Origin of the sequence: Paenibacillus sp. NFR01 (assembly GCF_900111565.1) — a bacterium.
GTDB lineage: Bacteria > Bacillota > Bacilli > Paenibacillales > Paenibacillaceae > Paenibacillus_AQ.
The window spans coordinates 679,672-693,724 of the sequence record NZ_FOIK01000002.1 but is presented as its reverse complement, the minus strand read 5'-3'; the positions used below and the strand labels follow the sequence as shown (position 1 = coordinate 693,724).

General features: G+C 55.6%; 10 protein-coding genes. 9 read left to right on the top strand and 1 reads right to left on the bottom strand.

Going from position 1 to position 14,053, the window contains the following annotated elements; all coding sequences use genetic code 11:
* Positions 1 to 99 precede the first annotated feature (99 nt).
* The 5 genes from BMW84_RS14325 (at position 100) to BMW84_RS14305 (ending at position 5,832) form a co-directional block, all read left to right on the top strand.
* Positions 100 to 1,797 carry an MFS transporter gene (locus BMW84_RS14325; RefSeq protein WP_091069538.1) on the top strand — a complete coding sequence of 566 codons (1,698 nt, stop codon included), beginning with the start codon at positions 100 to 102 and terminating at the stop codon, positions 1,795 to 1,797.
* Between the two features lie 167 nt (positions 1,798 to 1,964).
* The gene (locus BMW84_RS14320) at positions 1,965 to 2,348 is read left to right on the top strand and encodes a GntR family transcriptional regulator (RefSeq protein ID WP_091069536.1); all 384 of its coding nucleotides are present in this window, start codon (positions 1,965 to 1,967) and stop codon (positions 2,346 to 2,348) included.
* On the top strand, positions 2,345 to 3,247 hold the full coding sequence (locus tag BMW84_RS14315; RefSeq protein ID WP_091069535.1) for an ABC transporter ATP-binding protein: 903 nt from the start codon (positions 2,345 to 2,347) through the stop codon (positions 3,245 to 3,247). Before BMW84_RS14320 ends, BMW84_RS14315 begins: the two co-directional genes overlap by 4 nt.
* Positions 3,222 to 5,231 (top strand): DUF6449 domain-containing protein, encoded by a 2,010-nt coding sequence (locus tag BMW84_RS14310; protein ID WP_091069533.1) that lies wholly within the window; start codon positions 3,222 to 3,224, stop codon positions 5,229 to 5,231. The genes BMW84_RS14315 and BMW84_RS14310 overlap by 26 nt, the downstream gene beginning before the upstream one ends.
* 85 nt (positions 5,232 to 5,316) lie before the next feature.
* Entirely contained in the window at positions 5,317 to 5,832 is a 516-nt protein-coding gene (locus tag BMW84_RS14305; protein ID WP_091069532.1) for a mismatch-specific DNA-glycosylase, read from the top strand.
* 149 nt (positions 5,833 to 5,981) lie between these two features.
* On the opposite strand, the gene BMW84_RS14300 is transcribed toward BMW84_RS14305, so the two are convergent.
* A complete protein-coding gene (locus tag BMW84_RS14300) occupies positions 5,982 to 6,950 on the bottom strand; it encodes an MraY family glycosyltransferase (RefSeq protein WP_091069766.1) in 969 nt (322 codons plus the stop codon).
* Between the two features lie 88 nt (positions 6,951 to 7,038).
* On the opposite strand from BMW84_RS14300, the gene BMW84_RS14295 reads away from it, so the two are divergent.
* The 4 genes from BMW84_RS14295 to BMW84_RS14280 all read left to right on the top strand — a co-directional run bounded on the left by BMW84_RS14295 (position 7,039) and on the right by BMW84_RS14280 (position 14,041).
* Entirely contained in the window at positions 7,039 to 7,728 is a 690-nt protein-coding gene (locus BMW84_RS14295; RefSeq protein WP_091069530.1) for a YjjG family noncanonical pyrimidine nucleotidase, read from the top strand.
* An 85-nt stretch (positions 7,729 to 7,813) separates the two neighbouring features.
* Positions 7,814 to 8,491 carry a hypothetical protein gene (locus tag BMW84_RS14290; RefSeq protein ID WP_091069529.1) on the top strand — a complete coding sequence of 226 codons (678 nt, stop codon included), beginning with the start codon at positions 7,814 to 7,816 and terminating at the stop codon, positions 8,489 to 8,491.
* Between the two features lie 67 nt (positions 8,492 to 8,558).
* Positions 8,559 to 9,491, top strand: a complete 933-nt coding sequence (locus BMW84_RS14285; protein ID WP_091069527.1) for a manganese-dependent inorganic pyrophosphatase — start codon at positions 8,559 to 8,561, stop codon at positions 9,489 to 9,491.
* Between the two features lie 377 nt (positions 9,492 to 9,868).
* Entirely contained in the window at positions 9,869 to 14,041 is a 4,173-nt protein-coding gene (locus BMW84_RS14280) for an Ig-like domain-containing protein (protein WP_091069525.1), read from the top strand.
* Positions 14,042 to 14,053: the final 12 nt, after the last annotated feature.

The following is a 14,053-nucleotide window of genomic DNA, read 5'->3' as shown; positions in this document are numbered from 1 at the left end:
AAAATATGAACTCAAGTTCATTTTTTGATTGACAAATGTGAACCGTGGTTCATATAATCAAAATATGAACTATGGTTCACATTATTGGAGGTGCGAAAAATGAGTATTGGAATGCGGAGGGCGTTTTCGTTTACAGCAATCGTACTGGGCTTCTTCATCGCATTGCTGGATACGACAATTACCAACATCGCTTTGCCGGAGATGACGCGGTTTTTCGGAGGAAACGTGACGAAAATTTCCTGGGTAATGAACGGGTACAATCTGGCGTTTGCCGTATTTATTTTGACGGCGGCGCGTTTGGCCGATCAATTTGGCCGGAAAAGGGTGTTTATTGTCGGAGTCGCGCTGTTTACCGTGACGTCGCTGCTGGCAGGATTCGCGCCTACGTTAGGCGTGCTTGTCTTGCTGCGGGTGCTTCAAGGACTGGCGGGGGCGATCATCGTTCCGGTGACCATCCCGCTGACGACCACAACGTTTCCCAAAGAAATGCATGGCACGATTATCGGCATCTGGGGCGCGGTTTCCGGGGTGGCGGCAGCCAGCGGCCCGGCGCTTGGCGGCGTAATTATGCAGCATCTCGACTGGAAATGGATCTTCTTCGTCAACGTACCGCTGGGGCTGCTCAGCATCGTGCTTACGCTGCGGTTCATTGATGAATCGCGGGATGATTCGGCCAGCCGGAGAATCGATTATTTCGGCATTGCCGGTATCTCTGCGGCGATGTTCTGCATCGCCTATACGCTGATCAAGGTGCAGGATTACGGTTGGGATTCCAACCGTACGATCATCGGTCTTGTCGCGGGAACGCTTTTCCTGGCACTGTTTGTCCTAATCCAATGGAAGGCCAAGGAACCGATGCTGCCGCTGTCGCTGCTCCGGTTCCGCAGCTTCGACGGTGCGGTACTGACGATGCTGATCGTCGGGGCGGCGCTGATGAATATTTCGCTGCTGACGTCCTTTTTTCTGACCCGGATGATGGGGATGACGGAACTGAAGGCAGGACTGCTGCTGTCGGTGGTCGCGCTGGGCTCGATGTTCAGTTCGGCCATCTCCGGCCCACTGTCGGCCAAGTACGGCAGCAACGGCTTTGCGGCGCTGGGCATTGCGCTGATGACTTGCGCTTCGTATTGGCTCAGCGGGCTGCATGCGGATTCCTCGCTTGCGGACGTGATCATACGCCTGGTTCTGGCCGGGCTGGGCACAGGTTTCACTATGGCGCCGGTGATGTCGTCCACGGCCCGCAACGTGCCGGAAGAGAAGGTCGGCATCGCTTCCGGCGCCGTCAACATGGCCAAAGCGCTTGGCAGCGTCATCGGTGTGGCGATTATCGTCACCGCCCTGCAAGGGCATATGGATGACGGGCAACGGGAAGCCGGCATCAAGGCCGCACAGGCTATCGAGACGGATGCCGCACTCCAGCCGTTTCTGCGCGCGGTCGTAGAGGATGCTGCTTCTGCTAGTGGAAGCAGTGAGGAGAGCGGCGCATCGGAAGCCGAATTGTCGGCTGCACTGATGGAGCAGGCGGACGCAGCCGCGGCCAAACTCGGTGTAGAGGAACAGCAGGCGTTTTTGGCCGACCGGGAGGGGCAGCTCCGTGAAGCCGGAAGACTGCTGGCTCAGGCGGGCCTTAGTCAGCGGCATGCGGCCGAGCGGGCGTTCAGCCGGACCTATGAACTGGCCGGGATGTTGATGATCCCCGGCATTCTGTTTGCGCTGACGAGCGACAAACGGCGGAAAGCGAAGCAGGCGAATGCGAATGCCCTTGCGGAAACCCCGCCGCTTCCGGCCGCGGAATAGCATTGCAGAGCATCGCGCGGAATAAGATTGCGGAATGCCATCATTGAAAAGACGGTCCTGCGGACCGTTTTTTTGTCGTTGACATCCATGTTAAACTGTATTAATAATAGTAATACAGTTAATACACCTGATATTTCCAATCCGCATTTCAGAAAGGAGGAACGCGATTGTTCGAACTGGATATCCGCAGCCGCAAGCCGATCTATGAACAGCTGATCGAGAAGATTAAAGAGATGGTCATTCATGGAGTGTTGCAGCCGGACGAACAGCTTCCTTCCGTCAGGACCTTATCCTCGCAGCTCACCGTCAATCCGAATACGATTCAGAAAGCTTACCGGGAGCTGGAACGGGAAGGGTACATTTACTCGCTTCAAGGAAAAGGCAGCTTTGTAGCGCCGCTCGGGCCGGAGCTGCGTGGCGGCAAAAAAAACGAGATCCGCGAAGAACTGCTGCGCCTAATGGCCGAGGCGGTATTTCTAGGTTTTACCGAACACGAGATCGGGGCGTTGTACCGGCAGGCGCTGGAACAGAAAAAGGAGGGAGAGCAATGATTGACGTTCAGGACGTCAGCAAAAGTTTTCAAGAGGAGAAGGCGGTCGACGGCATTTCGCTTTCCGTCGGCAAAGGCGCGATCTACGGCTTGCTCGGGTCCAACGGTGCAGGCAAGACGACGCTGCTCAAAATGCTTGCCGGTATTTACCGGCCGGAGCAAGGCAACGTTCAGATCGGCGGCAAAGCGGTGTTCGAGCAGCCCGATACGAAGAGCGGAATTATTTTCATGCCGGATACGCCGTATTTTTTTCCACAGGCTACGCTCCGGGTGATGGCCGATTTTTACCGTGCGGTATACCCGAAGTGGAGCGAGGAGCGGTTCAAAGAACTGGAAACCGTATTCCGTCTGGACCCGAAACGCAAGCTTAGCCGGTTCTCCAAAGGGATGCAGCGGCAGGCGGCATTCCTGCTGGCGCTCAGCTGCATGCCGGAGGTGCTGATCATGGACGAACCGATCGACGGGCTGGACCCGGTGATGCGCCGGCAAATTAAAAATCTGCTGTTTCAGGAAGTGGCGGACCGCAGCCTGACGGTGATGATCTCATCGCATAACCTGCGTGAAATCGAGGATTTATGCGATCACATCGGCATTATGCATCAGGGCCGGATGCTGGTGGAGAAGGAGCTGGATGAGCTGAAGTCGGACACGCACAAGGTACAGGTGGCTTTCCGGGATGAACGGCATGCTGCGGCGCTTACGGCCAAACTTCAGGTGCTGCATCACGAGGCCCGCGGCAGCGTCAATTTGTATATCGTCAAAGGCGACCGCCCGCGGATCGAGCAGACATTTCGCGTATACGATCCCTATGTGCTCGATTTGCTGCCGCTGACGCTCGAAGAAATCTTTATTTATGAAATGGGGGATGCCGGTTATGACGCGCAGCCGCTACTTGTTTAACGGCGGAGTCCTCCGCCAAAATATGCGCCAGCACGGCTGGGTCGGAATCATCTATTTGCTGGGGCTTTTGTTTGCTTTGCCGCTGCAGATGCTGCTAGCGCATCAGGAGGATGTGCCGGCGCAGGAGATACACAATCTTTTTCAAATCGCAGACAACGTGCAGACACTGTTTATCCTGATCGTGCCGGTTGCCGCGGCCTTGTTCCAATTCCGTTACCTGCAGGCGAAACATCCGTCCGATTTATGGCATAGCCTGCCGCTGCGACGCGGACAGCTGCTGTTCAACCATATGGCCAGCGGCCTGTTCCTTCTGCTGGTGCCGGTATGGCTGGTCAGCTTGCTGTCGGGTCTCCTGATGCCGCTCGATTCGAACGGCTACGCTTATCAGGCGGCCGACGTATGGAACTGGTGCGTCACCGCAAGCGTCATCACGCTATTTTTCTATGTGTTCAGCGTTTTTGTCGGAATTTGCATGGGACAGACCGTGCTTCAGGGCATTGTGATTTACATATTAATGCTGCTGCCCGCTTTCTTGCTCATGCTGCTCGACAAGCATTTTAGCATGTATTTGTACGGGTATCCCAATTATGACGGCATATACGGAGACATGGGGGACTGGTCGCCGGTATACACCATGCTGTTTGCAGTCAGTTCTCCGGTCGGTGGGGTGAAGCTTTGGGTGTATGCCGGGCTTAGCGTGCTGTTCACTGCGCTTTCGTATTTGCTGTACCGGAAACGCCACGCCGAGAAGTCGGGTTATGCCATTGTATTCACTTATTTCAATCCATTGTTTAAAGCGGGAGTCATGTTATGCGCGATGCTGCTGTGCGGTACGTATTTCGGCAGCTTGAAAGACAAGTATCCGGGCTGGGTTATCGCCGGTTATCTGGCCGGGGCGCTGATCGGATACCTCGCCGCGGAGATGGTGATCCGCAAATCCTGGCATGTGCTCTCAAGGAAAGCCGTACGGGAGTTTGCGGTTTACGCTGTGCTGCTTGGGATTGTCATCTACCTTCCGGTGAGCAATTGGAACGGCTATGAGGCCCGGGTTCCGGATACCGATCGCATCACCGCTGCATATGTCGGAGACGAGTACCGGATGTACGCCGAAGATTCGTTTATGACCGACTCTCCGTCTCAAGCGGAACCGATGTTTTCTTCTGATAAAAGTTATATTGCGGCGGCGCGCGGGCTTCATCAGGCATTGGCAACGGCCCGTCCTGTAATGGATACTTCGGCAAACTCGAATCGCACATACAGATATTATGATTTCGTGTATAAGCTGAATAACGGCCGGACCCTGCACCGGGCCTACTGGGTGCCGTCCGCGGGATTCGAACCGGAACTGAAAGCGTTGATGGAGAATGCGGAGTTCAAACGGAAGGAATACAAGCTGTACGCTTTGAATGCGGAAGTGGAGGGCTTCCGGATCACCAACGGGGATAAGGTGCTGAATATCTCCGATCCCGGAGAGGTTGCCGAGCTCAAGGCGCTCCTTGAAAAAGAAAACCTGAACATGTCCTACGCGGATCAAACGGGCAATCAGATGCCGTACGCGTCCTTTCAAACCCTCGTCAAGCCGGACGAGTCCGGGTACCAGGCCTATTACAGTTATTATTGGTATCCGTCGTTTGACGAAATGACGACATGGTTCGAGAAGAACGGGTATACTGCTAAAATACGCACGCTACCGCAGCAGATCAAGTCCGTGGAAATCGTGCCCGGTGCTTTGGGCGGTACTGATCAAGCCGGGTATTACGGGGATTTGCAGGCCTATTTTACCCAAGCCGAAGGCGAAAATCGAGCATGGAAGACGGAAGATCAAGCAGCCATTGCGGATGTGCTGGACCGCCAGCGGTATGTAGTACGTGCATCAGGGGCATATTTGGTTAAAATAGAGTATCCCGATCCCAACGAGCCGGCCAACTATGTTATGCTCGAAGAACAGGATCTTACGCCGGCGCTGAAGGCGCTGATCCGCTAGCCGGTATGCGGCATTCAAGGCGCGGGCTGATTTAAAGGGGCGTCTGCCGCCGTTTGGTTAGCCCTGCATCAGGAGGTGAGCGCAAATGAACGAGATTCCCGATCATTTGGACCATGGTTTGCAGGTCGTATTTATCGGCTTTAATCCGAGCCCGATTTCCGGCGAGCTCGGCCATCACTATGCCAATCCGCGCAACAATTTCTGGCGCATTCTGCATCAGTCCGGGCTGACCCCGCGGCTGTACCGGGCCGCGGAGGATGGAGAACTGCTGAAGCTGGGCTACGGCTTCACGAATATCGTCGCCCGCCCGACGCGCGGCGCCGAGGATATTACCCGCGAGGAATATGCGCAAGGGCGGGAAGTACTGCGCGAGAAGCTGGAGCGGTACCGTCCGGACATCGCCTGTTTTGTCGGCAAAGGCGTCTACACCGAATTCAGCCGCAATGCCAAAGCGGGATGGGGGTTTCAGGAGGGCGTGCCGGTCGTCGACGGGGTGCGCGAATTCGTCGCCCCGTCCTCCAGCGGCCTTGTCCGCATGCCGTTGGAAGAAATCGTCGGCATCTACCGGGAGCTGAGCGAATGCATACAAAAAAGCCGCTGAACGCAGCGGCTTTTTTGTATGCTTGATGGTTGCAGCGGAAGGCGGCGGCCTCCCGCAAATTAGCGGGAGTTTTTCTGCCTATTTTTCCTGTGAGAGGGTGTATGAATCAGCGAATGCGAAAAATCTGGCGGCTGTCGCATCCATCATCTTTAGGTTTGAATCAGCAGCAGGATGATCGACGATAGCGACAGGCAAACGCTGACGAGATACAGCACGGCGACCACCTGCTTCTGGGTGAGCCCGGCTTTCAGCAGCCGGTAATGCACCTGCGTGGCATCCGCCTGGTAGATCGGCTTGCGCTGCATGAAGCGTTTAATCACGACGAACAGATTGTCGAAGATCGGCACGCCGAGCGCCAGAATCGGAATAAACAGCGACAACACAGTCGCCTGCTTGAACGCGCCATCCAGCGCGATGACGGCGAGCATGAAGCCGAGGAAGGTCGCTCCGGCGTCGCCCATGAAGATTTTGGCCGGCGGTTTGTTATAACGTAAATAAGCAAGGGTTACGCCAACGAGCGTAATCGCCATCAGCGCCGAAGCGGATTGGCCTTTGGCCAATGCTACGACAAACAGTGTAGCCGCCGAAATCGCCGTCAGGCCGCCCGCAAGTCCATCCATGCCGTCGGAGAAATTGATGACCGTCGTCACGCCGAAGATCCAAATGATGGTCAGCAGAAATTGCAGCACGACCGGCAGAACCAGGTATTCCCCGGAGAAGGGATTATAAAATCCGGTAAATGCATTCCCGGAGAGGTAGACAAGCACGGCCGCCGTAATCTGCACCAGGAATTTGGGCAGCGCGGGAAAGTCTTTGCCTTTGGTTTTGTACCAATCATCAATCGTGCCTATGGTAAGCAGGAGCACCCCGCCGACAAACAGCGCGAGCGTCTCCAGCGAAAAATCGCGGGCGGTAACCAGGTATGTAATGAAAAAACCGATAAAGATGGCATAGCTTGCGGTCAGCGGAATCGGTTCACGGTGAATTTTGCGTTCGACGTCCTTACGGGGCCGGTCGACAAAATCAAGCCGGAATGCCAGCTTGGCCAGCGGAGGAATCAGCGCATTGACAATAAAAAACGACAGCAGAAACGATAAGACGTAAAAAATGACAATCACCACCGTTGATTTATTTAAGCATGTCCTCTAAATTATATCGCAGAAGACATACCAATGTCGATTAGACGAACCAGGAGGGAATTCCGGCATGAAATACGATGTGATTTTATTCGACGCCGACGATACGCTGTTTGATTACGGCATGGCGGAAAGCAATGCGTTGTACCAGGCTTTTGCCCATTTCGGGCTGCCGACGGGTGCGGAAACGTATGCGGACAGCTACAAGGCGATCAACGCTGCGCTGTGGAAGGATCTGGAGCAGGGACGCATCTCCTCCGCGGTACTGCGGGTAGAGCGGTTTAACCGCTTGTTTGCCGAAAATAAACTGGAATACGATCCTGAAGCCTTCAGTGATGCCTATTTGCGCTTTCTGGGCGAAGGAACGTTCCTTATCCAAGGGGCGGTGGAGCTGCTCGGAGCGCTGAAGGACTGCCGGCTCGCGGTGATCACCAACGGCATCCGGGATGTGCAGCTCTCGCGGATCGGCGGTTCGCCGCTGCGGGAAGCATTCGAGGAGATTATTATTTCCGAGGTGGCCGGCAGCCAGAAGCCGGAGACGGGCATTTTTGATTATGCCTTCGCCAAACTGGGCTTGTCCGCAGCCGATAAGGCCCGCGTGCTGATCGTCGGCGATTCGCTGACTTCCGACATCCAGGGCGGCATCAACTATGGCATTGATACGTGCTGGTTCAATCCTTTGAACAAAACCAACGGCAGCGGGCTGAAGCCCAAATACGAAATTAGGGATCTGGCCGAGCTGCTGGCCATCGTCCGCTAGGAGGGTCGAAACCCTCTCCCCGTGTTAAATATATTACGAGGTTATAGCAGCGCCCAAAACTATTCGTACCAGGGAGAGGATTGCGATGAACAATAAAAAATGGCTGATCGCCCTTGTGGCTGCAGGCATGGCCGTCACCGGCTCGGCCGGGGTCTATGCGGGAACCAAGCTGGAGCAAATCAAGGCTTACCTGAATCATGGCATCGGCGTCGTGGTCGACGGCAGCCCGTATTGGCTGAGGGACGGCAACGGCAAAACGCTGACGCCGATCACCTACAACGGCCTGACCTATCTGCCGGTCCGCTCGGTCGCCGACGCCCTGCATGTACCCGTCTACTATGACGCCGCAAACGGCAAGGTAAGGATCGGCGAAGGTGCGGTAAACGCCGGTTCATCGGGCAGCTCCGGCTCCGGCAATTCCGGCGGCACGCCGGTAGAAACAGTGGCCCGGCCGGTTAACCTGCCGGCGGATTTTCCGATCCCGCAGGATGCCGTGTTGACCATTACCGTGGACACCAATGCAAACGGGGTGAAAAAAGCGGCGTTCAGCTATTCGACGCAGGAAACGCTGGATACGATGGGTTTCGTGTACAGTGAATATGCCCGAATTAAACGGCTTGACAATGCCTCGCAGTCCGTAAGCGCCAGCTCCGTCAAAATCAGCGGCAGACTCGGCGGCACCAGTCCGGTATCCATTGTCGGCAAGCCTTCGACGGCCAAGCCCGGCTTCAACATCTTCACTATCACTTGGTCAGAAAGCTAGAGTCTGGCTTGTTCCTGCCGATCTATGGTATATTTAGTTCACAAAAACCTAAGTAAGGAGATTGGAAATGGAAAAAACGCTCGTTTTTGGACACAAAAATCCGGATACGGATACGATTTGTTCGGCAATTGCCTACGCTGCGCTCAAGAAAGAACTGGGCTGGGACGCTGAAGCGGTTCGCCTGGGCGAAGTCGGCGGAGAAACCGCTTTTGCCCTGAACTATTTCGGCGTGGAAGCTCCGCGCCACGTGGAGAAAGTGGCAGAAGAAGCCAAACAGGTCATCCTGGTTGACCATAACGAACGCCAGCAAAGCGCCGGCGATATCGATCAAGTACGCGTGGTGGAGGTTATCGACCATCACCGGATCGCCAACTTTGAAACCGCGCATCCGCTGTACTACCGCGCAGAACCGGTGGGCTGCACCGCAACGATTCTGAACAAGCTGTACAAAGAGAACGGCGTAGCCATTCCGAAGGCCATTGCCGGACTTATGCTGTCTGCCATCGTTTCCGACTCCTTGCTGTTCAAATCGCCGACCTGCACGCCGGAAGACATTGCCGCGGCAACGGAACTGGCTGAAATCGCCGGAGTCGACAAAGACAGCTACGGCCTGGAAATGCTGAAAGCCGGCGCCGACCTCAGCGACAAGAGCATTGCACAACTGATTTCCCTTGATTCCAAGGAGTTTACGATGGGCGCTCATAAAGTCGAGATTGCCCAAGTCAATGCCGTAGACATCAATGACGTGCTCTCCAAGCAAGCAGAACTGGAAGATGCACTGAACCTGATCGTCTCTAACAAAGGCCTGGACTTGTTCCTGTTTGTCGTAACCGACATCCTGAACAACGACTCCGTCGGCCTGGCGCTCGGCAAGCTGGCCGGTGCGGTAGAGCAGGCTTATGGCGTGAAGCTGGACGACAATAAAGCGGTTCTGAAGGGCGTTGTATCCCGCAAATCGCAAATCGTGCCGGTCTTGACCGAAACGATCTCCAAGCTGTAAGCAATCTTTTTTGAGAAAACAAAGCGAAGGCAATTCCCCTGCACCCGTTACCGCGGTTGCTTACAGGCTGCAGATTGCGGCCGATAGGGGATGACCTTCGCTTTTTTTGCTGTTATTTAAACTGAAATCGGAATTCGTGAAGCAGCAGCTGCAATCGGCTGGAGCGAATTCGAATGAGTTCATCGACAAAATATGCCAATTTCTGATTATAAAAGCCAAATCGGGACTTTAAACCCGGGTTGGCTTTTTATTTTGTGCAAATTATATTGTTCGTCTATAACAAAAGTCACACATTAGTCCGAAATATGGATAGCAGGGAGAATTTTTTATGAAGTCAGCCTCGAGGTTGAGGATATCAGGAAAGGAAAGTGTACAGCATGAAAAACGCATTGTACCATCATCCCCAATTTGCAAGACATCGAACCAAACTGCTGTTGCTGTGCACATTGTTGGCCGCTGCGCCGCTGGGAGGCGTGGTCTCGGCAGCTCCCGCATCTTCTGCAGCTATTTTGGACCCGGTTAACAGTACGGGCATCGGTTGGCTCAACAACGGTGGAACCCCTATCCAAGTGTCAGGCACGACCATTCGGATTGACCTGACTGAACATCATTCGTGGAATTTCGACAATTCCATGCAATGGTCTGCCCTATCCAAAAGCCCTTTGGTGACGGCATCCATCGATGGAAAAATATTAATCCTGAATGTGCTAGGAGCAGGCAGGGCCGATATCGAACTCCGCGCCGAAAAATCCGGGACGGCTCCGGTTGTCGATAGCTGGGTGCTTGAGGTCTCCAAGACGGGGGACATCAACGGCGACGGGCAAATCACATCGGCCGATGCGCTTTATATCATCAAGGTCGTCAACAGCAAACTAACGCTGTCTCCGCAGGAAATCAACCGGCTCGACATCAACCGCGACGGCGTAGTCACCCTGGCGGATTCGACGGCGCTGCTCTCCAATTACGTGGGCAAAACGAGTACCTCCAACGTCTCGTATATTGTGAACTTGCTGGATGCCAACGACGGTCCGGGCATTAAAAACGGACGGATGGAAGGCGAACTGAAAGTTGGCGCGCAGTTGACGGCACGCTACGATTATTACGATGTCGAAAACGACCCCGAAGCCGGTGCTTCCTATCAATGGTACCGGGGCAGAGAAGCGGACGGATCGGACAAAACGGCCATTGCCGGCGCAACTTCCGGGACATACATAATTACTTCTGATGACCTCGGTCATTATCTCTATGCGGAAGTAACGCCTGAAGCCAGTGTTGGCGTGATCCAGGGGCTGCCGAATGTGCTGGCAACCGCATCCTATATTCCGGATACGACGCCTCCCGAGCTGGCGGCCGCTCCGGCCCCGGCCGGCCTGCTGACCAAAGCGCAGTCGGGCGAGGATTGGGTATTGGCCTTTAACGAACCGGTATTTGCCGGCTCCGGCAAAATCGTGCTGCGCAAGAATAACGATACCCTTGTCGGCGAATATTCTGCGAGCGATGCCGCGCATGTCAGCATCAGCGGCAACAAGGTCACGCTGCTGAATCACGGACTGGATGAACTGACGGAATATGCGGTTACCGTCGAACCCGGCGCCATTGTCGATTTGGCGGGCAATCCCTTTGCCGGACTGACCGGCGCAACAGTATGGCGGCTATCGACCCCGGACCTGATAGGGCCCCGGGTGAATGCGAAGTTGCCTGCCGCCCATGCCGTGCAGGTGCTGCCAAGCAGCAATCTGGTGTTGACGTTCAATGAGCCGGTTCGAGCCGCGGCGGGGCAGCCGATTGTGCTGCACCGTACAGATGGCAGCGTGGCGGACACGATTGCCGCGGACGATACGTCGCGCGTCACGATTCAGGGGGCAAATGTGACGATCCAACCGGCTGTGCTGGAAGAAAGTGAAGCTTATTATGTAACGGTGCCGGAAGGCGCCTTTACCGATGCAGCAGGCAATTTCGCCGAAGGCGTTGCCGGGGCGACCGGCTGGGACTTTACGGTGGCGGACATTACGCCGCCTGCCATAACCGGCTGGACGCCGTCCAATCACGCGAAGCAGGTACTGCCGGGCAGCGCCTTGGTGTTGACGTACAGCGAACCGGTTCAGTCGGCCGCCGGCAAGACGATTACAATCTACAATGAAACCACGCATACTGAGACGGCTTCTATTCCGGCGGACGATACGGACAAAGTCACGATCCTGGGCAATCGGGTAACCGTCGCCAATCCGGGCCTGCTTGCCAATATGACCTACCGCATTGATCTGGCGGCCGGGGCGTTTACTGATGCGGCCGGCAACCCGTCCGCGGCGGTGAGCGGAAATACCGACTGGAGCTTCGCGATGATCGATACGATTGCGCCGCAGCTTGTGTCCACACTGCCGGCCGACGGCGGCGTTTCGGGCGGGTCCGGCGCGGATCTGAAGATGACCTTCAGTGAGCCGGTTCTTGCTGCGGCTGGCAAAAAGATCGTCATTCACCGGGCGGATGACGGCAGCTCGGCAGCCGAACTGGATGCCGGGGACATTACGCATGTTGCCGCAGCCGGCACTGCCGTAACTTTGACCGGCCTTCAGCTTGAGGAGAAGACGGATTATTATGTCACGGTGGAAGAAGGCGCGTTGGCCGACTTGGCCGGCAATGATTTTGCAGGGTTCACGCAGGCGACGGATTGGAGTTTTAGCGTCCCGGATAAAACGGCGCCGGCGGCGACGGATTTCTCTCCGGCCCGTTCCTCGTCTGCAGCGGGAATGAACACGCCGCTGGTGCTTACTTTTAGTGAAAATGTGTCGGCGGTGTCCGGTAAATCGATCCGGATTGTGCCCGCCTTAACCCATACTGCAATTGCAACCTATAACGCCGGCGATACGGCTTTCGTGCAGATCGCAGGAAATATAGTCACCATCGCCAATCCCGGTCTCGCCGACGGTACGGCATACCATGTGGAAATCGACAGCGGCGCATTCCGCGACGAAGCGGGCAATGACTTCGCCGGTTTCTCGGGAAGCGGCGGCTGGAGCTTCTCTACCCCGGATACCCTCGCCCCGGTCCTGACGGGCAAGCTTCCGTCAGCTTCAGCGACAGGCGTCGGATTATCCACGGATTTCATGGCGACATTCAACGAACCGGTCGCAGCAAAGCCGGGTAAACAGGTGCGCATCCGTAATCTCGATACCGGTACGGTGGCGGCGGAATTTGCAGCAGACGATACCCAAGCCGTTACGGTGAGCGGTCAAACTGTCACGATTCACAATCCCGGACTGCTAAACCTGACAACTTACGGAATCGAAATCGAAGCCGGAGCATTCACCGACGGCAGCGGCAATCCGTTCGGCGGAATCTCCGCCGCCGGCTGGAGCTTCTCCACACCGGACCCTCGCGGATTTAATGCGCAGAATCTGAGCAGCGACTTCTCGGCTGCCCAGATGATCGCGGATAACGGCGCGGTACTCCTGCTGTCGATGAACGGCGATACCTTCAAAGAAACATTAACGGGAGCGGACTTTACACTGAATCATGCGCCTGCCGGCGTAACGATCTCCAGCGCCGCATACTCCAGCGGCGACAGCGCGTTCCTGACGCTGGGTTACGACGGAACTCCATTTACTGGCACCGTTACCGATTTCAGCGTGACGGCGGCAGCCGGTGCGCTGGCCAGCGGTAAACCCGCCACGTCCGGAACCATGACTATCGTCGGCAATATCGGTCCAAAGGTCACCGCTCTGGCTCCGCAACCCGGCAATACGGACGCGGATAAACGCGGCGTGCTGAGCATCGCCTATGATAAAACGATCTCCTCCGGCGTAAGCGGGAAGAAGATTCTGATCTACAAGGCGTCCGACGATAGCCTGGTACAGCAGATCGATGCCGCTGACAGCACCAAGGTATCGATTTCCGGAAATACAGTAAACATCACGCCGAATTGGCTGCTTGATGCCACGGCTTATTATGTACTGGTGGACAAGGGCGCTTTCGCCGGCGCCCAGGGCGGCGACAGCCCGGCGATTTCCGGCAAGACCGACTGGAGATTCACGACGTCGGCGGCGATTCCGGGGCCGTTTTTCTCGGAATACCTGAATGCCGGGAACGAGCGGATCGCTTATGAGATCTACAGCTCGGTTCCGAACGCCAGCTATGATAATTATAATCTGGTTGCTTACAAGTATATGAAATCGACGGGTAAGGTCGTCACCGATTCCATTAAACTGATCAATTCCTGGACGAATAACCCACTGAACCTCGGCATCAACGCAACGTATTACAGCGCCATGGATCCGGGTGAACTACCGATCTGGTATCTTAACGAGGTTGATTTGGTGCTTTATGATCCGAACTCGTTCACATTGAACGCGCTGGTAATCACCGACCCCTCCGGCAAAGTGATCGATGTGCTCGGCGATCCTACCGCTGCCGGACCAAGCCCATTCCTTCCGAATGGCGGCACGATTGTCCGTAAACCGGGCACGTACGGCGGCTCGCCGACCTTCCGGTTGAATCAGTGGACGGTGTATCCAAAAGGGACGCTGCAATACTTCGGCACGCATACGAACTAACCGCAACAGTGA

Coding starts and splice junctions, on each gene's coding strand:
- BMW84_RS14305 (WP_091069532.1), top strand. CDS start 5,317: ATGAACGAGATTCCCGATCATTTGGACCATGGTTTGCAGGTCGTATTT.
- BMW84_RS14290 (WP_091069529.1), top strand. CDS start 7,814: ATGAACAATAAAAAATGGCTGATCGCCCTTGTGGCTGCAGGCATGGCC.
- BMW84_RS14310 (WP_091069533.1), top strand. CDS start 3,222: ATGACGCGCAGCCGCTACTTGTTTAACGGCGGAGTCCTCCGCCAAAAT.
- BMW84_RS14285 (WP_091069527.1), top strand. CDS start 8,559: ATGGAAAAAACGCTCGTTTTTGGACACAAAAATCCGGATACGGATACG.
- BMW84_RS14315 (WP_091069535.1), top strand. CDS start 2,345: ATGATTGACGTTCAGGACGTCAGCAAAAGTTTTCAAGAGGAGAAGGCG.
- BMW84_RS14280 (WP_091069525.1), top strand. CDS start 9,869: ATGAAAAACGCATTGTACCATCATCCCCAATTTGCAAGACATCGAACC.
- BMW84_RS14325 (WP_091069538.1), top strand. CDS start 100: ATGAGTATTGGAATGCGGAGGGCGTTTTCGTTTACAGCAATCGTACTG.
- BMW84_RS14295 (WP_091069530.1), top strand. CDS start 7,039: ATGAAATACGATGTGATTTTATTCGACGCCGACGATACGCTGTTTGAT.